The 18565-nt window shown below is 71.6% G+C and carries 19 protein-coding genes; 11 read left to right on the forward strand and 8 right to left on the reverse strand.

The annotated features are described in order from the left end of the window. Positions 1 to 46: 46 nt before the first annotated feature. From bfr to GNT64_RS01195, 8 genes are all read right to left on the reverse strand, one after another. Positions 47 to 532 carry a bacterioferritin gene (gene bfr / locus GNT64_RS01160; RefSeq protein WP_156677859.1) on the reverse strand — a complete coding sequence of 162 codons (486 nt, stop codon included), beginning with the start codon at positions 530 to 532 and terminating at the stop codon, positions 47 to 49. A 97-nt stretch (positions 533 to 629) separates the two neighbouring features. Further along, the gene (locus tag GNT64_RS01165) at positions 630 to 800 is read right to left on the reverse strand and encodes a (2Fe-2S)-binding protein (RefSeq protein ID WP_156677860.1); all 171 of its coding nucleotides are present in this window, start codon (positions 798 to 800) and stop codon (positions 630 to 632) included. A gap of 63 nt (positions 801 to 863) precedes the next feature. Beyond that, positions 864 to 2084, reverse strand: a complete 1221-nt coding sequence (locus tag GNT64_RS01170; protein WP_156677861.1) for a DUF418 domain-containing protein — start codon at positions 2082 to 2084, stop codon at positions 864 to 866. 4 nt (positions 2085 to 2088) lie between these two features. Beyond that, positions 2089 to 4245, reverse strand: a complete 2157-nt coding sequence (gene purL, locus GNT64_RS01175) for a phosphoribosylformylglycinamidine synthase subunit PurL (RefSeq protein ID WP_156677862.1) — start codon at positions 4243 to 4245, stop codon at positions 2089 to 2091. A gap of 94 nt (positions 4246 to 4339) precedes the next feature. Next, the gene (locus GNT64_RS01180; protein ID WP_156677863.1) at positions 4340 to 4558 is read right to left on the reverse strand and encodes a hypothetical protein; all 219 of its coding nucleotides are present in this window, start codon (positions 4556 to 4558) and stop codon (positions 4340 to 4342) included. A gap of 93 nt (positions 4559 to 4651) precedes the next feature. After that, a complete protein-coding gene (locus GNT64_RS01185; protein ID WP_156677864.1) occupies positions 4652 to 4915 on the reverse strand; it encodes a hypothetical protein in 264 nt (87 codons plus the stop codon). Positions 4916 to 5059: 144 nt separating this feature from the next. Next, positions 5060 to 5440, reverse strand: a complete 381-nt coding sequence (locus tag GNT64_RS01190) for a hypothetical protein (protein ID WP_156677865.1) — start codon at positions 5438 to 5440, stop codon at positions 5060 to 5062. Positions 5441 to 5550: 110 nt separating this feature from the next. After that, positions 5551 to 6084, reverse strand: coding sequence for a DNA-deoxyinosine glycosylase (locus GNT64_RS01195; protein ID WP_156677866.1), 534 nt, complete (start codon positions 6082 to 6084; stop codon positions 5551 to 5553). Positions 6085 to 6145: 61 nt separating this feature from the next. Between GNT64_RS01195 and GNT64_RS01200 the strand changes: the two genes are divergently transcribed. The 11 genes from GNT64_RS01200 to murD all read left to right on the forward strand — a co-directional run bounded on the left by GNT64_RS01200 (position 6146) and on the right by murD (position 18552). After that, positions 6146 to 7165, forward strand: coding sequence for a cysteine synthase A (locus GNT64_RS01200; RefSeq protein WP_156677867.1), 1020 nt, complete (start codon positions 6146 to 6148; stop codon positions 7163 to 7165). Between the two features lie 114 nt (positions 7166 to 7279). Next, positions 7280 to 7561 (forward strand): hypothetical protein, encoded by a 282-nt coding sequence (locus tag GNT64_RS01205; protein WP_231639174.1) that lies wholly within the window; start codon positions 7280 to 7282, stop codon positions 7559 to 7561. A 152-nt stretch (positions 7562 to 7713) separates the two neighbouring features. Further along, on the forward strand, positions 7714 to 8967 hold the full coding sequence (locus GNT64_RS01210) for a hypothetical protein (RefSeq protein WP_156677868.1): 1254 nt from the start codon (positions 7714 to 7716) through the stop codon (positions 8965 to 8967). Positions 8968 to 9120: 153 nt separating this feature from the next. Then, positions 9121 to 9693, forward strand: coding sequence for a division/cell wall cluster transcriptional repressor MraZ (locus GNT64_RS01215; protein ID WP_156677869.1), 573 nt, complete (start codon positions 9121 to 9123; stop codon positions 9691 to 9693). Next, entirely contained in the window at positions 9690 to 10694 is a 1005-nt protein-coding gene (gene rsmH / locus GNT64_RS01220; protein WP_231639175.1) for a 16S rRNA (cytosine(1402)-N(4))-methyltransferase RsmH, read from the forward strand. The genes GNT64_RS01215 and rsmH overlap by 4 nt, the downstream gene beginning before the upstream one ends. Then, positions 10691 to 11368: a hypothetical protein gene (locus tag GNT64_RS21470; RefSeq protein WP_197277222.1), complete on the forward strand. Its 678-nt coding sequence runs from the start codon at positions 10691 to 10693 to the stop codon at positions 11366 to 11368. The genes rsmH and GNT64_RS21470 overlap by 4 nt, the downstream gene beginning before the upstream one ends. After that, a complete protein-coding gene (locus GNT64_RS01230) occupies positions 11365 to 13101 on the forward strand; it encodes a peptidoglycan D,D-transpeptidase FtsI family protein (protein ID WP_479683740.1) in 1737 nt (578 codons plus the stop codon). Before GNT64_RS21470 ends, GNT64_RS01230 begins: the two co-directional genes overlap by 4 nt. After that, positions 13088 to 14551, forward strand: a complete 1464-nt coding sequence (locus tag GNT64_RS01235) for a UDP-N-acetylmuramoyl-L-alanyl-D-glutamate--2,6-diaminopimelate ligase (RefSeq protein ID WP_156677870.1) — start codon at positions 13088 to 13090, stop codon at positions 14549 to 14551. The genes GNT64_RS01230 and GNT64_RS01235 overlap by 14 nt, the downstream gene beginning before the upstream one ends. 124 nt (positions 14552 to 14675) lie before the next feature. Then, positions 14676 to 16073 carry a UDP-N-acetylmuramoyl-tripeptide--D-alanyl-D-alanine ligase gene (locus GNT64_RS01240; RefSeq protein ID WP_156677871.1) on the forward strand — a complete coding sequence of 466 codons (1398 nt, stop codon included), beginning with the start codon at positions 14676 to 14678 and terminating at the stop codon, positions 16071 to 16073. After that, positions 16061 to 17131 carry a phospho-N-acetylmuramoyl-pentapeptide-transferase gene (gene mraY, locus GNT64_RS01245; RefSeq protein WP_156677872.1) on the forward strand — a complete coding sequence of 357 codons (1071 nt, stop codon included), beginning with the start codon at positions 16061 to 16063 and terminating at the stop codon, positions 17129 to 17131. Before GNT64_RS01240 ends, mraY begins: the two co-directional genes overlap by 13 nt. Continuing rightward, positions 17128 to 18552 (forward strand): UDP-N-acetylmuramoyl-L-alanine--D-glutamate ligase, encoded by a 1425-nt coding sequence (gene murD, locus GNT64_RS01250; protein WP_156677873.1) that lies wholly within the window; start codon positions 17128 to 17130, stop codon positions 18550 to 18552. Before mraY ends, murD begins: the two co-directional genes overlap by 4 nt. Positions 18553 to 18565 lie beyond the last annotated feature (13 nt).

Consider the following 18565-nt stretch of genomic DNA (forward strand, 5'->3'; position numbering starts at 1 on the left):
GTGCCCGGTCCATCGCCCCGGCGCGCGCCGGGGCGATGGAGGAGCGTCAGTCCATCTTCTCGGCGGGCTTGGACTGGAGCTGGACGTAGTTGTTGATGCCCATCCGCTCGATCATGTCGAACTGGCGCTCCAGATAGTCGACATGCTCCTCCTCATTGTCGAGGATCTTGAGCAGCAGGTCGCGGCTGACATAGTCGCGCACCGTCTCGCAGTGGGCGATGCCCTCGCGCAGCACGGGGATCGCCTCATGCTCCAGCGCCAGATCGGCGCGCAGCACCTCCTCCACGCTCTCGCCGATCTTCAAGCGGCCGAGCAGTTGGAAATTGGGCAGGCCATCGAGGAACAGGATGCGCGCCGAAAGCCAGTCGGCATGCTTCATCTCGTCGATGGACTCGTGACGCTCGAACTCGGCGAGATGCTCAACGCCCCAGTGGTCGAGCAGGCGATAGTGCAGCCAATATTGATTGATTGCGGTCAGCTCGTTCTTGAGCGCCGTGTTCAGATAGTCGATAACCTGGGCGTCGCCCTTCATGATGGCCTCCGTCGATGGATGGCCGTCTATAACGCGCCGAACGCCTCAAAGCACCCGAAAAACCGCGGAAATCCGCCACAAACGGCAGTTGCGAGCGTCAGGCAGTAGCGTGCTCGGACGCGATGATCTCGCGCGCGAACGGGACGCATTGGCCGCAGCGCGGACGCCGGCCGAGCGAGGCATAGGCGCTGCACGGGCTGCTGTGCCCGGCGCGCGCGGCGGCCCGGACATCCTTCTCGCGGATAGCATTGCAAACGCAAACGACCATCAACGACTCTCCTGCTACGCGGCGATGGTATCGCTGCTGATAGTCAGTCGCAATAGTCTTTCGTCATTTCGCGATGGCGAGCGTGCGTCGGGTGAGCGCGCGCCAGAGCCATTCTGCCGGCCCATAGGCGAATCGATCGAGCCACGGCTGCGACCATGCCAGGATGATGAGCCAGATCGCCGCGACCACGCAATAGAGTTCGGCCCGCTCCAGCCGCGCGTACAGGCCGAAGCCGTAGCCGTAGAACAGCGTCGTCGCGATCAGGGTGGAGCCGAGATAGTTGCTCAGCGCCATCCGCCCCGCCGCCGCGAGCCGGCCGAACACGTCGCGCATCCGGCCTGAGCGGACGGCCAGCACGATCGCGGCGGCGTAGGCGAGCGCGATCCACGGCCGCAGCAGGAAGGTGAGCGCGTCCGCCAGCGGGATCGTCGCCGGATCGAAGCGGGCGGCGACGAGCATGGCGGCGACCGGCACCGTCAGCATCGCCGCCGCGACGCCGGCGCCCACGCAGGCGCGATAGGCGGGCTCGGCCCATCGCCCGGCGAAGAACCCGAGCCGGTGCAGCGCCATGCCGAGCGCGGCATAGCCGAGCGTCTCGGCCAGGGTCAGCGGCAGCAGCACCGTCTGGAACATCCACGTCGTCGGCGCGCGGGCGGCGAACACGTCGGCCACGCCGCCGCGATAGAGCGCGATCTCCCGCGCGATCCGTGCCGGCGGGGGCGAGGCTTCGGCCAGGATGTGCGCCCACGCGTCGATCACGCCGTCCGGCGCGTCGGGCAGCGCGGCGGCGGCCTTCAGCGCGCCAAGCTGCGTCCAGGCCAGCATGTCGTCCGCCAGCATCACGGCGAAGCAGCAGGCGGCGGCGAACAGCAGCGCCCGCACCGGCCAGCGCCGCGCCACGGACAGGATCGCCCCCGCCACCGCATATTGGACGAGGATGTCGCCGAACCAGAAGCCCCAGGCATGCACCATGCCGAACAGGAACAGCCACGCCATGCGCACCAAATGCGGCGCCGCGCGATTGCCGTCCCGCTCCGCCGCGATCAGCATCGATGCGCCGAACAGCATCGTGAACAGCGCCCGCATCTTGCCGTCCGCCAGCACGTAGGCGATCGCCCAGGCGGCCAGGTTCGCGCCGTCTGCGCCGCCGTGATGATGCGGATCGACATAGGCGTAGGGCGGCAGGCCCATCGCCACGATGTTCATCACCAGGATGCCGAGCACGGCGAAGCCGCGTATCGCGTCGATCGCGGGCAGGCGCCGACCCTGCCCGGGAGAGATCATGGGATCACCCCATCAGGGCCGGGAAGAAGCCCTCGTGCGCGGTGCGCAGCGCCGCCAGCGGCACGCCGGCCACGGCATCGCCGCCGGTGGTGCCGATCGCGGTGGCGCCCTGCGGCAGCGGCACGCCGGCGGGCAGGGTGACGAGGTAGCGGCCCTGATCCTCGCCGAAGGCCGCGCCGGCATCGAGCGGCAGGGTGAGATCGGCGCCGATGCCGCCGGCCAGCGCCATCTCGGCGATCGCGACCAGCAGGCCGCCGTCCGAGACGTCGTGCACCGCGCTCACCGATCCGCCGTGGATCAGCGCGCGCACCGCATCGCCGGTCGCGCGCTCGGCGGCCAGATCGACCGGCGGCGGCGGGCCTTCCTCGCGCCCGTGGATCTCGCGCAGCCACAGCGACTGGCCGAGATGGCCGGCGCCGCCCGGCGCGCCGAGCAGCGCGATCGTCTCGCCCGGCGCCTTGAAGGCGATCGTCGCGCTCCGCGTCCAGTCGGCGAGGAGCCCGATGCCGCCGATCGCAGGCGTCGGCAGGATGGCCGAGCCGCCGCCCGTCGCCTTGCTCTCATTGTAGAGCGAGACGTTGCCCGACACGATCGGGAAGTCGAGCGCGACGCACGCTTGCGCCATGCCCTCCAGGCAGCCGACGATCTGGCCCATGATCTCCGGCCGCTGCGGATTGGCGAAGTTGAGGCAGTTGGTCACGGCGAGCGGCGTCGCCCCCACCGCCGTCAGGTTGCGCCATGCCTCCGTCACCGCCTGCCGGCCGCCTTCCACCGGATCGGCGAAGCAGTAGCGCGGGGTGCAGTCGGTCGTCATCGCCAGCCCCTTGGGCGTGCCGTGGACGCGCACCACCGCCGCGTCGCCGCCGGGCCGCTGCACGGTATCGCCGCCGACCATGTGGTCATATTGTTCCCAGATCCAGCGGCGGCTGGCGATATCGGGCGATGCCATCAGGCGCAGCAGCTCGGCGGCCACGTCGCCGCCGGCCGGCACGTTTGCCAGAGGCGCCCGGGGCGGCGTCGGCACGTGCGGGCGATCGTAGAGCGGCGCCTCGTCGGCCAGCGGCGCCAGCGGGATGTCGGCCACCGTCTCGCCGCGCCACGTCAGGATCATCCGGCCGGTATCGGTCACGCGGCCGATCACGGCGAAATCCAGCTCCCACTTGGTGAAGATCGCCTCGGCGAACGCCTCTCGCCCGGGCTTCAGCACCATCAGCATGCGCTCTTGCGATTCGGAGAGCATCATCTCGTAGGGCGTCATGCCCACCTCGCGCTGCGGCACGTCGTCCATCACCAGCTCGATGCCGACGCCGCCCTTGGACGCCATCTCGACCGAGGAGGAGGTGAGGCCGGCGGCGCCCATGTCCTGAATGGCGACGATCGCGTCGGAGGCCATCAGCTCCAGGCAGGCCTCGATCAGCAGCTTCTCGGTGAAGGGGTCGCCCACCTGCACGGTCGGGCGCTTGGCGTCCGCATCCTCGCCGAAGTCGGCCGAGGCCATCGTCGCGCCGTGTATCCCGTCCCGCCCGGTCTTGGAGCCGACATAGACGATCGGATTGCCGATGCCGGAGGCGGCCGAGTAGAAGATGCGGTCCGTGTCGGCGACGCCCACCGTCATCGCGTTGACCAGGATGTTGCCGTCATAGGCCGGGTGGAAGTTCACCTCGCCGCCGACCGTGGGCACGCCGACGCAGTTGCCGTAGCCGCCTATGCCGCGCACCACGCCGGAGATCAGGTGCCGCATCTTGGGGTGATCGGGCCGACCGAAGCGCAGCGCGTTCAGGTTGGCGATCGGCCGCGCGCCCATGGTGAACACGTCGCGCAATATGCCGCCGACGCCGGTCGCGGCACCCTGATAGGGCTCGATATAGCTCGGATGGTTGTGGCTCTCCATCTTGAAGATGGCGGCCTGCCCGTCGCCGATATCCACGACGCCGGCATTCTCGCCAGGGCCGCAGATCACGCGGGCGCCGGTGGTCGGCAGCGTCTTCAGGTGGATGCGGGACGATTTGTAGCTGCAATGCTCGGACCACATGACCGAGAAGATGCCGAGCTCCGTCAGGTTCGGCACGCGGCCGAGGGCGTGGAGCACCCGCTCATATTCCTCCGGGCTGAGACCATGTTCGGCGACGATCTCGGGCGTGATGGTGGGGGTGCTGCTCATGGCGGCAGCCGATAGCCGAGGGGCCGGCGCTTGTCAGCCGTCTGTCAGTCGTCTGTCGGCCGTGACCGCGCCGTGCGGATGCGGCGCGCCGAACTCAGCGGCCGGCCGACTCGTGGTCGCCGGTCGCTGCCCGCAGCGCCTGCCGCGCCGCATATTGGACGGCCCAGCCGATCGCGAAGGTGATCGCCAGCGGCAGCGCCACCTTGAGCGTGCTCTCCGCCACGGCACCGATGATCGCGCCCTTGGCACCCGAGTCGCCGTCCGAACGGTCGATCGCCACGCCCACCAGCATGCCCAGAACATTGTCTACCATGGTCTAGCCTCCACCCGCGTCGCGCCGTCATGGGCGCGTACATCCAAGCGCCTGGTCGCGGCGGGTGTTCCGCCCGGTGGCCGAAGCGCGGCTCTACGCGTCCGGCCGGCGGCGGCGGACGCGCGAGAGGCGGCGGCCGATCACCAGGCCGGCCGAGCTCATCAGGAAGAGGGCGATCGTGTCCGGCTCCGGGATGCGGGTCGCGGTGGTCGCGGGCCGGTGGCGAGCCGCCGCGACGGGTGCGCGATCGGCCGGCGCGGTATCGCCGGCGGCCATCGCGGCAGCCGGAACGGCGACAGCCGTCACCGCGGCCGCAAGGGCGAAGGCGACGAGCCGGATCGGACGCGGGCGGACCATGCGGACGTCATAGTCCGATTCGTTGCAGGTGCGAAGTAAATTGGTGGTTAACGATGCTTCAAGGAGCGCCGACCGGACAAGAAAAGGCCGGCGGGATCGCTCCCGCCGGCCGGAAATCGAAAGCGGTGCGCGTTCGCGGCGCGATCAGGCCTTGCAGCTCTGACTCGGCTTGCCCGGCTGGGTCATCATCACCTGGGTGCCGGTGCCGGAAACCGAGTAGCCCTCGCCGGTCAGCGGCTTGCCCGCCTCCTCGGCGGTCAGCTTCGTGACGGGGCCGTCCTTCTGGGCGCGCAGATCGGCCGTCTTCTCGCCACCGTAGAAGTCGATGTAGACGACGCTGTTGTCCTTGCAGCGGAACGTGCGGCTGGCGAGCAGCGGCGGCGGCAGCTCGATCGGAGCCGGGGCGGCGGTGTTCGCCTCCGCCGCCTCCGTGGCGTTGGCGGCCGGCGTCTCGGACTTGTTGCAGGCCGCGAGCGCGATGAGCGCGAGCGGAGCCGCGCGGAGCAGAAGGGGGGATATGTTCATAGCGATGCGACTCTCCACGATTGCGCCGTTTCCCGTCAAGCCGGACTTTGGTTACATTTTGCCGCACCGCAATGAAATTTTGCACGGTTCGCCGCCGGATCGGCGATGCGTCACAAAAAGGTACGCAGCCTCCGCCACTCGGCCGCCTTTGCGGCGAACGCCAGCGTGTAGGCCGGGCTGCTCGACGGCAGCATGATCGTGGCATGGCGCGTCGCCATGGCCGGTATCTGCCGCAGCGCGAGAGCGGCCGCCGTCCTGCCGTTGAACGCGATCGCGCGCAGCGCGGGCAGGCGCGCGACCAGGCCGGCGAGGTCGTTGGGCGCGATGTCGCGGATGGCGCTGTCCAGGCTGCCGCGCCGTGCCGCCTCGGCCACCATGTCCCACAGGCCGATCCCGGCATCGCGCAGGGCGGCCAGCCGGCCGGCATAGTCGAGCGCGGGCAGGTCGCGCCCGATCGCCTCGCCGGTCAGGCGCCAAAACTGGTTCTGCGGATGCGCATAATAGCGGCCCGCCGCCAGCGAGGCGACGCCCGGCAGGCTGCCGAGAATCAGCACCCGCGTCCGCCCGTCCGTCACCGGCGGGAACGAGCGGTGGCGCGGCGGCGGATCGGGCGGGGCGGCGGGCATCGGCGGCGCATCCAGCATTTGGGGCCGGCAAAGACAAGCTCGCTTGCCGCTGCCCGGCCGGCTCGGCTATCCGCCGGCCATGCCCATCGCCCCCAATCCCGTCGCGTCAGGCTCGCTCGCCCTGATCGGCAACACCCCGCTCGTGCGGCTCGCCGGCCCCAGCGCCGCCACCGGCTGCGAGATCCTCGCCAAGTGCGAGTTCATGAACCCCGGCGGATCGGTGAAGGACCGCGCCGCCCTGTTCATCGTCGAGGATGCCGAGGCGAACGGCACGCTGAAGCCGGGCGGGGTGATCGTGGAGGGCACGGCCGGCAATACCGGCATCGGCCTGGCGCTGGTGGGCAACGCCAAGGGCTATCGCACGATCATCGTGATGCCCGAGACGCAGAGCCAGGAGAAGAAGGACACGCTGCGCGCGCTGGGCGCCGAGCTGGTGCTGGTGCCGGCCGCGCCCTATTCCAATCCCGGCCACTTCGTCCACACCTCGCGCCGCATCGCCGGGGAGACGGACAATGCCGTCTGGGCCGACCAGTTCGACAATATCGCCAACCGCATGGCTCATATCCGTACCACCGCGCAGGAGATCTGGGCGCAGACCGGCGGGCGAATCGACGGCTTCGTCTGCGCCGCCGGCACCGGCGGCACGATCGCCGGCGTGGGCATGGGGCTGAAGGAGCATGACGAGCGGATCACCATCGGCCTGGCCGATCCGCACGGCGCCGCGCTGTACGAATATTATCGCTCGGGCGAGCTGAAGGCGGAGGGCAGCTCCGTCGCCGAGGGGATCGGGCAGGGGCGGATCACCGGCAATCTCGACGGCGCGCCGATCGACGTGCCGTTCCGCATCTCCGACGAGGCCGGCATGGAATGGGTCACGCGGCTGCTGATGGAGGAGGGGCTCTGCCTGGGCCTCTCGTCCGGCATCAACGTGGCGGGCGCCGTGGCGCTGGCGCGGGAGATGGGGCCGGGCAGGACGATCGTGACGATCCTGTGCGATCCCGGGTTCCGCTATCTCTCCACCCTGTTCAACCCCGCATGGCTGGCCGCCAAGGGGCTGGCCGTGCCGCCGTGGCTGGCCGAGCGGGGGCCGGCGCGCTGACGCAGTGCCGGCCACCGCATCATCCGTTCGTCTCATCGACATTGCCGCCCATGCCGATTAACCTTCCCGCCCTCACGGATTCGCCACGTGGCCGCTGATCGGGGAGGCGAGCGGATGCAACGGGTGCGCATCGGCCTTACAGGTCTCGCCTGCGTGTTCCTGCTGGTGCTGCTGGCGGCGGCCTTCTTCGGCCTGACCAGCAACGAGCAGACGACCGGCCCGCTCGCGCCGCCGCAGGCGACGACGCCGGCCGCGGACGGCAACGCCGTGGAGACCCCGCGCGAGCCGCTGGCGGAGCTGGGCGTGGCGCCCGGCTTCGGCGGCGATCAGGCGACCACCAACAGCGCCGCGCCGCCTTCCGCCAAGGCCCCGCCGGCCGCGCCCGCCGCCCGCTGACCGGGAACGAGCCGACGGATCGGCGGCTGCCGCATCGGCCGGCGATCGACCGGCCGTACGCGCGGGTCGCGCTGGCGGCGGCCGGCTTTGCCCTCGCCGAGCTCGTCCTCGGCCTCACCCTCGGCGCTTTTCTCGATCGGGATCGGGCGGAGGTGACCCTTTTCCTCGCCTGGCGGCCGGCGCTGCTGCTGGTGCTGGCGATCGCCATGGCGCGATGGCGGCCGCCGCTGCGCATCGCGGGCTACGCCGCCGCGCTGCTGCTGGCGAGCGGCAGCGCAGCGCTGCTGGTGGTGTCGCTCGGCGGCGGCCGCATCGCCGGCGATGCGGCGCGGGCGATCCTTGCCGGCGCGCTGATGGCCGCCCTGTTCGATCTCGCCCTGGTCGCCGCGCGGCTGGCGGAGCCGCGCGCGCCCCGGCTGCTGGGCGCCGCGATCGGCATCGGCCTGCTGCTGGTGCCCGGCCCGCGCCGCCTGTTCGAGCGCATCGCGCTGCCGCCCCCGCCGCCGCCCGTCGCCGGTGCGCGGCCGACCGTGACCCTGCTGAGCGGGCTGCCGCTGCTGTGGGCCGATGACGGGCCGCCCGCCGCGCGGCCCAACGCGACGATGCGCCGGCTGGCGGCCGAGTTCCGGCTGCGGCCGATCGACGCCGCCACGCCCGCCGCGCTGACCGCCGCGCCCCTCCTGCTCGCCGCGCAGCCGCGCGAGCTTGGCGCGGACGAGATCGAGGCGCTGGACGGGTGGGTGCGCATGGGCGGCGGCGCCGTGCTGCTGGTGGATGCGGATCTGCGCTGGCCGGGCGGACCGCCGCCGGGCGACGCGCGCCGGCCGCCGCGCTGGGCGACGCTGGCGCCGCTGCTCGCCGGCTGGGACGTTACCCTCTCGCGCGGGGCTCGGGGCATCGCCACCGTGGATCTACCGGGTACGGGCGGCGTGCGGCGGATCGTGACGGACGCGGCAGGCCGCCTGCGCGTGGGGCCGGGCTGCCGGCTGCTCGCTGAGGGCCGGGCGGCGGACTGCCGCATCGGGCGCGGCCGCGCGCTGATCCTGGCGGACGCCGACATGATGGACGATCGGCTGTGGGTTGGCGTGGGCGAGGCGGGGGACGACCGCCTGCACCGCGGTGGCGACAATGCGATGCTGCTGGCCGAGTGGCTCGACCGGCTCGCCGCCAACCCGCGCGATCGCGCCGGCGAGTCGGTGTTCTGGCGGCGTGTCGGGACGCCTGTGACCGCATGGGTTTGCGTGGGCGCGCTGCTGCCGGCGCTGCTGATCGGCCTGATCGCCGCTTGCGACATTCGTCGCATCCGCCATTTCGGATCAAGTGATAGGCACAAGCTTATCCACAGGAACAAAAAGGGAAGAACGGCGGAAAAGAGCCATGTTCGCGAACAGCCGCCACCCGGCTAATACACAGGCTTGACTACGCCATCCCATAAGAAACCATTTGTTCCTACACCTGCCCCATGTTAGCCCCTTGATTGCAGGGGGCGACCTGTCTTCGTGGCGTGAGTGCGAGACGGGCCGCCCGGTGGGGTTTCCCGCCGCTGACGGGGCAAACGGGTGGCGATTTCGGATCTCTTTCGCGGGCGGGCGCTGAACGCCATCGACAAGAAGGGGCGGGTTTCCGTCCCGTCCGATTTCCGCGCGACCATCCAGACCCGCCACCGCCGCGTGATCGCCGAGGACGGCTTCGATCCCGCCGCCGGCGACGGCGAGACCCGCCACGCCAATGCCGGCAAGGTTGTGATCGTGGTGCGCGACCGGCAGCGCCCGTGCCTCTCCGCCTTCGAGAACCAGTATGTCCGCGAGCTGCGCGGCAAGGTGGAGCGCCGCCACGCGAAGCTGGAGGGGATCGAGCAGGAGCAGGCGGTGAAGAAGGATCTCGCCATGCTCGGCCGCGCCGACGATCTCTCGTGGGACGTCAACGGCCGGATCGTCCTCAGCCCGCGCCTCTGCGAGAAGATCGGCGTCGATCCGAACGCGGAGGACGGCAAGGGCAACCTCGTGCTGTTCTTCGCCATGGGCGAGACCTTCGAGATCTGGAACCCCGAGACGTTCATCGCGGCGATGGCGGACGAGGATCCGGACTCGGCCGACGACGTGCGCGACATGCTGGCGGATCGCCTGCGGTGAGCGCGCCCACGCCAACCCATGACGCGCACGATCCGCGCCACGCGCCGGTGCTGCTGGACGAGGTGATCGCCGGCCTGGCCCCCGCCGGCGGCGAGACGCATGTCGACGGCACCTTCGGCGCGGGCGGTTACACCCGCGCCATCCTGGCGGCCGGCGTCGCGCGCGTGATCGCCTTCGACCGCGATCCCGATGCGGTGGCCGAGGGGCAGGCGCTGGTCGCGGCGCACGACGGCCGCCTGGCGCTGGTGCCCGATCGCTTCAGCCGCATGGCCGAGGCGCTGGCGGAGCACGGCATCGACGCGGTGGACGGCGTGACGCTGGATATCGGCGTCTCCTCGATGCAGCTCGACCGGGCCGAGCGCGGCTTCTCCTTCCAGGCGGACGGGCCGCTGGACATGCGGATGGAGCAGGAAGGGGCAAGCGCCGCCGACTTCCTCAACACCGCCGACGAGGACGAGATCGCCGACGTGATCTACCAGCTGGGCGAGGAGCCGAAATCGCGCCGCATCGCCCGCGCCATCGTGGCGGCACGGCCGATCGCGCGCACAAGCGAGCTCGCCGCGGTCGTGCGCCGCGCGACCGGCCACAAGCCGCACGACAAGAAGGATCCGGCGACCCGCACCTTCCAGGCCATCCGCATCCACCTGAACCGGGAACTCGGCGAGCTGGAGGACGGACTGGCCGCCGCCGAGCGCGTGCTGAAGCCGGGCGGGCGGCTGGCCGTGGTGAGCTTTCATTCGGGCGAGGACCGCATCGTCAAGCGCTTCCTGCGTCAGCGCAGCGGCGCCGCCCCCGGCGGATCGCGCCATCGGCCGGACGGCGGCGCCGCTGGCCCGGCACCCAGTTTCGAGGCGGTGGCCAAGGCGGTGCGCGCCGGCGAGGCGGAGGTTGCGCGCAATCCGCGCGCCCGATCCGCCACGCTGCGCGTGGCGCGGCGCACCGCCAACCCTTCCTGGTCCCACTCCTCCCGGCCCCACTCAGAGAAAGGCCTTGCATCATGATGGCGGCGCGCTTCCGTTCGGTCACCTGGGTCGCGATCGCGCTGGTGCCGGCGCTCGGCAGCTATCTGGTGACGCAATATGTCGCGGCGGAGCGGGCGGAGCTGGCGCGGGTGGAGCGCAGGATCGGCCAGAGCCGCAAGGCGATCCGCGATCTGGAGACGGAGCTGGGCACGCGCGGCAGCATGGCCCAGATCGAGCGGTGGAACGCGCAGACGCTGGCCCTCGCCGCGCCGACCGCGCAGCAGTTCATCAGCGGCGACGTGCGCCTGGCGAGCCTGACGGCGTTGCCCTCGCTGCCGCGTCCGGCGATCGCCGTGGCGCCTGCGACGGCGGTGGTGGCGGATGTGCGGCAGGCCTCGTTCACGCCGGCGCCCGCCGCGTCCGCGCCCACGCCTGCGCCGACGAAGGCGGCGGCCCCGGTCGAGAAGGCGGCGGCGCCGCGTGCCGAGGTGCGCCAGGTGGCGTTCCGGCCCGCGCCGAAGCGCGCGGCGGCGGAGCCGGAGGCCGAGCCGCAGCCGCTGCTGCGCCAGACCAACTATATGCGGCCCCCGCGCGATCAGGCGCGGGCGGCGCCGACGAAGGTGGCGATGCTCTCCGCCGGGCCGCTCGACGCGCGAGCGCTCGCCGACATCGGCCGCATCGCCACGGCCGAGCGCGGCAGCCGCCGCCCGTGAACGCGCCCTTCGCCGCCCCGCTCGCCTCGATCGCGGCGCCGCCCGAGCGCGTCCGCCAGGCGGATGCGCGGGTGGAGAGCACCTCCGTCGCGCACTTCCGCCTGATGGTGATGATGCTGCTGTTCATCGCCGCCACGGCGGTGGTGGCCGGCAAGCTGGTATGGATGGCGGTGGCGTCCGATCCGGCGCCGGCCGGCACGAGCACCTACGGCCTGATCCCGCCGCGCGCCGACATCGTCGATCGCAACGGCGTCACCCTGGCGCGGACGATCGACGCCTGGTCGATCGCGGTGCATCCCAACCAGCTGATGAACCCGCCGGATGTGATCGCGGCGAAGCTGGCGGCGATCCTGCCCGATCGCAGCGAGGCGGAGTATCTGGCGATCCTGCGATCCGGCAAGCGCTTCGTCTACCTGAAGCGGCGCGCGCTGCCGGAGATCATCCGCCAGGTGAACGCCATCGGCGAGCCGGCGATCGCACTGGGGCGGGAGCCGGAGCGGCTGTACCCGCAGGGCAATCTGGCCAGCCACGTGATGGGCTGGCTGGATCAGGACGGCAGGCCCACCTCCGGCATGGAGCGCGTGCTGGATGCGCGGCTGACCGCCGACGCCGGGCGCGGCCGCCCGGTCGCGCTCTCGATCGACAGCCGCGTGCAGGCGGCGCTGGAGACCGAGCTGAACGCCGCGATGCTGAAACATTCGGCGATCGGCGCGAGCGGGCTGGTGCTTGACGTCCGCTCCGGCGAGGTGCTGGCGATGACCTCGCTGCCCAGCTTCAACCCGAACGCGCCGAGCTTCGGCCGGGTCGAGGATCTGGCGAACAAGTCGACGCTGAACGTGTACGAGCTGGGCTCCACGTTCAAGATGATCACGATGGCGAACGCGATCGAGAGTGGCGTCGTCACCTCCATGTCAAAGCGCTACGATGCGACGGTGCCGCTGCAGATCGGCCGCTTCAAGATCAAGGACGATCATCCGCAGAAGCGCTTCCTCGACGTGCCGGAGATCCTCGTCCACTCCTCGAACATCGGCACCGCGCGCATCGCCGACGAGATCGGGCCGCAGCGCACCGCCGCCTTCTTCCGCAAGCTGGGCTTCGATGCGCCCGCCGACATCGAGCTGGGCGCCAAGGGCCGGCCGCTGTGGCCGAAATTCTGGGCGCGGACGACCACGATGACGGTCGCCTACGGCCATGGCATCGCGGTGACGCCGCTGCACCTGGCGAGCGCCTATGCGGCGCTGGTGAACGGCGGCGTGTGGCGCCCGGCGACGCTGCTGAAGCGGCCGCCCGGGGCGGCGCCGCAGGGCCGCCGCGTGATATCGGAGGCGACCTCCGCGCGGATGCGGCAGCTGATGCGGCTGGTGGTTATGAAGGGCACCGGCCGCAAGGCGGACGCGCCCGGCTTCCGCCTGGGCGGCAAGACGGGGACGGCGGAGAAGCCGCAGGCCGGCGGCTACCGCAAGAACGCCAACGTCTCCACCTTCGCGGGCGTGTTCCCGATGGACGATCCGCGTTACGTGATCATCGCCATGCTGGACGAGCCGAAGGGCACCGCCGACACGTTCGGCTACGCCACCGCCGCGTGGACGGCCGGCCCGGTGATCGCCCGCACCGTCGCCCGCGTCGGCCCGCTGCTGGGCGTGATGCCGAGCCTGACGCGCGATGTGGACGAGAGCGAGCTGCTGCCGCTGCTGTGGGAGCCGAAGGGGGCCGATCCGCATGCGGTCGAGTGACCTGCCCACGCTGGCGGCGGACGTGGGCGCGCAGGCGAGCGGCGCGGCGGTGGCCACGGCGCGCGTCACCGGCTTCGCGATCGATCATCGCAAGGTGGCGCCGGGCACCGTGTTCGGCGCCTTTCGCGGCGCGCGGGTGAACGGCGAGGATTTCATCGCCGCCGCCATCGCCGCCGGCGCGGTGGCGGTGGTGGCGCGGCCGGAAGTGACGGTGGAAGGCGCGCTGCACATCGCCGATGCGGAGCCGCGTCGCGCCTTCGCCCGGCTGGCCGCCCGCTTCTTCGCGCCGTTCCCGGCCACCGTCGTCGCCGTGACGGGCACGAACGGCAAGACCTCCACGGTGGAATTGGCGCGTCAGCTGTGGCGGATGGCGGGGCACAATGCGGCCTCGATCGGCACGCTCGGCGTCACGACCGCCGAGGATCAGGTCTCGACCGGGCTGACCACGCCGGACGTCGCCACCTTCCTGGGCAATATGGGCGGGCTGGCGCGCGAGGGGGTGAGCCACGTCGCCTACGAGGCGTCGAGCCACGGGCTGGACCAGTATCGCAGCGAGGGGCTGCCGGTGGCGGCCGCCGCCTTCACCAATCTCAGCCGCGACCATCTCGACTATCATGGCACGATGCACGCCTATCTGGCGGCCAAGCTGCGCCTGTTCACCGAGGTGGTGGACCGGCACGGCGCGGCGGTGGTGTGGGCCGACGACGAGGCGTCCGCGCGGGTGATCGAGCTGGCGGCCGAGCGCGGCCTGCGGCTGTTCACGGTGGGCGCGGCCGGCGAGGCGCTGCGCCTCGTCGGCCGCGAGCCGACGGCGCTGGGCCAGACGCTGACGGTCGCCGCCGGCGGATCGACCCACAGCGTGAAGCTGCCGCTGATCGGCGCCTATCAGGCGGCCAACGCGCTGGTGGCGGCCGGGCTGGTGATCGCGACAGGCGGCGAGCCGGCGCGCACCCTCGCCGATCTCGCCCGCGTGCAGCCGGTGCGCGGGCGGCTGGAACGGGCGGCGATCTCCCGCGCGGGTGCGCCCGTCTACGTCGATTACGCGCATACGCCCGACGGTCTGCGCGCCGCGATCGAGGCGCTGCGGCCGCATACGCGCGGGCGGCTGATCGTGCTGTTCGGCGCGGGCGGCGATCGCGACGCCGGCAAGCGGCCCGAGATGGGCAGGGTGGCGGCGGATCTGGGCGACCTGGTGATCGTGACCGACGACAATCCGCGCGGCGAGGATCCGGCCGCGATCCGCGCGGAGGTGCTGGCGGGCGCGCCGGCCGCGCGCGAGATCGGCGGGCGGCGCGAGGCGATCGCCGCCGCCATCGCCGGCGCGGGTGCCGACGACGTGGTCCTGCTGGCCGGCAAGGGCCACGAACAGGGCCAGATCGTCGGCAGCGGCGAGGCGATGCGCGTGCTGCCGTTCGACGACGTATCGGTGGCGCGGGAGTGCGCGGCATGAGGGGGGTGCGGTTCCCACTCCCCTGCAGGGAAGGGAGGCGGGGGGCGGGGGAATCCCGTTCGGTCCCGATCACCCGTGATGGAGTCACCCACCCCAACCCCTCCCTTGAAAGGGAGGGGCTTCTGTGACCCTCTGGACCGCCGCCGCCATCGCCGCCGCGACCGGCGGCGTCGCGCATGGCGACTTCGCCGTGGACGGCGTCGCGTTCGACTCGCGCGAGGTGGGGCCGGGCGACCTGTTCGTCGCGCTGAAGGGGGAGGCGACGGACGGGCATCGCTTCGTCGACAAGGCGTTCGCGCAAGGGGCGGGCGGGGCGATCGTGAGCGAGGCGGTGGCGCACCCCCACGTGCTGGTCGCGGACACGGCGGCGGCGCTCGACGCGCTGGCGCAAGCGGCGCGCGCGCGGACGGCGGCGCGGATCGTCGGCGTCACCGGCTCGGTCGGCAAGACCGGCACCAAGGAGGCGCTGTTCGCGGCGCTGGACCGCGCGGGGCCGGGCGGCGCGCACCGCTCGGTCAAGAGCTACAACAACCATGTCGGCGTGCCGCTGAGCCTGGCGCGGATGCCGGCGGACGCGCGCTTCGGCGTGTTCGAGATGGGCATGAACCATGCCGGCGAACTCGCCGCGCTGACCCGCATCGTGCGGCCGCACGTCGCCATCGTCACCGCGATCGCGCCGGCGCACAGCGCCTTCTTCGCCGACGAGGTGGCGATCGCCGACGCCAAGGGGGAGATATTCGGCGGGCTGGAGCCGGGCGGCACCGCCATCGTGCCGCACGACAGCCCGCACCGCGACCGGCTGATCGCGGCGGCGCGGCCGCACGCGGCGCGGATCGTCACCTTCGGCCAGGACGCCGCCGCCGACGTGCACGTGCGCGAGGCGGTGCGGACGGAGCGCGGCACGCTGGTATCGGCGCGGATCGGCGCGGCGGAGCTGACCTTCACGATCGCGCTGCCGGGCGACCACTGGGTCTCGAACGCGCTCGCCGTGCTGGCGGCGGTGCAGGCGGTGGACGGCGATCTCGCCGCCGCCGGCCTCGCGCTGGCCGACATGGCCGGCCTGCCCGGCCGCGGCGAGCGGCGGCGGGTGCCGGTGAACGGCGGCGAGGCGCTGGTGATCGACGAGAGCTACAACGCCAACCCCGCATCGATGAAGGCGACCATCGCGCTGCTGGGGCAGGAGCGTGCGGCCCGCCGCATCGCCGTGCTGGGCGAGATGCGCGAGCTCGGCGATCTCTCGCCGGCGTACCACGCGGCGCTGGCCGACATGCTCGCGGCGGCGGACGTCGATTATGCACTGCTCGTCGGCGCGGAAATGGCGCCGCTCGCCAAAGCGCTTGAGGGGCGCATCGATTTCGCGCATGTGGCCGCCGCCGACGCCGCCCGCGATCCCCTGTTCGGGCGGATCGCACCGGGCGACGCCGTGCTGATAAAAGGGTCGAATGCCGTCGGGCTCGCCCGCCTCGTCGAGGCGCTGGCGGCCGGTTCGGCGGTAACGGACGCAGCCACATGCTCTATCTGATCGCCGAGCACCTCGGGTTTCCGGGGCTCCTCAACCTCATCCGCTACATCACCTTCCGCGCGGGTGCCGCGGCGATGACGGCGCTGGTGATCGGCCTGGTGATCGGGCCGCGCTTCATCGGCTGGCTGCGCGTGCGGCAGGGCAAGGGCCAGCCGATCCGGTCGGACGGGCCGCAGACCCATCTCGCCAAGGTGGGCACGCCGACGATGGGCGGGCTGATGATCCTCACCTCGCTGGCGATATCGCTGCTGCTGTGGATGGATCTGGCGAACCGCTACACGTGGGGCGTGCTGATCGTGACGTCGGGCTTCGGCCTGGTCGGCTTCATGGACGATTACGACAAGGTGAAGAAGCGCAGCCACAAGGGCGTATCCGGCAAGGTGCGGCTGCTGCTGGAGTTCATCATCGCCGGCGGCGCCGCCTGGCTGATCCTGAACGGCAACGGCACCGAATTGTACGTGCCCTTCTACAATGGCGCGGTGATCGATCTCGGCCCGCTCTACATTTTCTTCGCCGCCTTCGTGATTGTGGCGTTCGGCAATGCGGTGAACCTGACGGACGGGCTGGACGGACTGGCGACGATGCCGGTCATCATCGCCAGCCTGGCCTTCTTCGTGATCGCCTATCTGGTCGGCAACGCCAAGTTCGCCGGCTATCTGGGCATCCCGCACGTGCTGGGCGCGGGCGACCTGACGATCGTGACGGCGTGCATCATCGGCGCGGGCCTGGCCTTCCTATGGTTCAACGCGCCGCCGGCGGCGGTGTTCATGGGCGATACCGGCAGCCTGGCGCTGGGCGGCGCGCTGGGCGCGATCTCGGTCGCGACGCATCACGAGATCGTGCTGGCGATCGTCGGCGGGCTGTTCGTGCTGGAGGCGGTTTCCGTCGTCATCCAGGTCTATTATTACAAGCGGACGGGCAAGCGCGTGTTCCGCATGGCGCCGATCCACCACCATTTCGAGCAGCTAGGCTGGAGCGAGCCGACCGTGGTGATCCGCTTCTGGATCATCAGCTTCGTGCTGGCGCTGGCTGGCCTCGCCACGTTGAAGCTGCGGTGATCACCTCGCCCGCCTTTCGCGGCAAGCGCTATGCGGTGCTGGGGCTGGCGCGCTCGGGCCTCGCCACGGTGCAGGCGTTGCTGGCAAGCGGCGCGCACGTGACCGCGTGGGACTCGAACGAGGAAGCGCGCACGAAGATCCTCCCCGGCACGGGGAGGGGAACCGCGCGCAGCGTGGTGGAGGGGGAGAGCGGCGTCGCACTTGCCTCGCGAGGAACAGCATCTGCCGAGCGCCCCCTCCACCGTCCTGCGGACGATCCCCCTCCCCGTGCCGGGGAGGATTTTGTGCTGGCCGATCCGCTCTCGATCGATCTCGCGGGCTTCGACGGCATCGTCGTGTCGCCCGGCGTGCCGATCAACCGGCATCCGATCGCCGGCGCGGCGAAGGCGGCCGGCGTGCCGCTGATCGGCGACATCGAGCTGTTCGCGCAAGCGCGCGCATCGCTGCCGCCGCACCGGGTGGTGGGCGTCACCGGCACCAACGGCAAGTCGACCACCACGGCGCTGATCCACCACATCGTCGCCTCGGCCGGGGTGCCGGCGATGCTGGGCGGCAATATCGGCCTGCCGATCCTGCGTCAGCAGCCGCTGGCGCCGAACGCCAACGGGGCCGGCGTCTACGTCCTCGAACTCTCGTCCTACCAGCTGGATCTGACGCAGAGTCTCGCCTGCGACGTCGCCGTGCTGCTGAACATCACGCCCGACCATCTCGACCGCTATGACGGGTTCGCCGGCTACTCCGCCTCCAAGGGGCGGCTGTTCAAGATGCAGAAGGCCAACCAGGTGGCGGTGATCGCGATCGAGGACGATCCCAGCCGGGCGATCGCGGCGGGGGTGGTCGGCGGGCTGGTGACGATCACGGCGGCCGATGCCGGCGACCAGAAGGACTGGCCGGCGCTGCAGGGGCCGCACAACGCGCAGAACGTCTCCGCCGCCGTCGCCGCCACCCGCGCGCTGGGCATCGACGAGGCGGTGATCGAGGCGGCGCTGGCGACCTACCCCGGCCTGCCGCACCGGATGGAGCGCGTGGCGGAGAAGGCGGGCGTTCTCTACGTGAACGACAGCAAGGCCACGAACCCGACCTCCACCGCCCCGGCGCTCGCCGCCTATCCGGCGGTGCACTGGATCGTCGGCGGCCTCGCCAAGACCGACGATCTCGACGCGTGCGAGCCGCATCTCGGCCATGTGCGCGGCGCCTATACGATCGGCGACAGCGCGGCCATGTACGAGAGGCTGCTGCGCGGGCGGGTGCCGGTGGTGGAGAATGTCGGCACGCTGGAGCATGCGGTGCGCCGCGCCGCCGCCGTGGCCGTGGCCGGCGAGGTGGTGCTGCTGTCGCCGGCCTGCGCCAGCTTCGACCAGTTCCGCGATTTCGAGGCGCGTGGCGACGCGTTCCGCTCGCTCGTGGAGGGGCTGACATGAGAAGGCTGGGGGC

It is taken from the genome of Sphingomonas profundi (assembly GCF_009739515.1).
GTDB classification, from domain to species: domain Bacteria; phylum Pseudomonadota; class Alphaproteobacteria; order Sphingomonadales; family Sphingomonadaceae; genus Alterirhizorhabdus; species Alterirhizorhabdus profundi.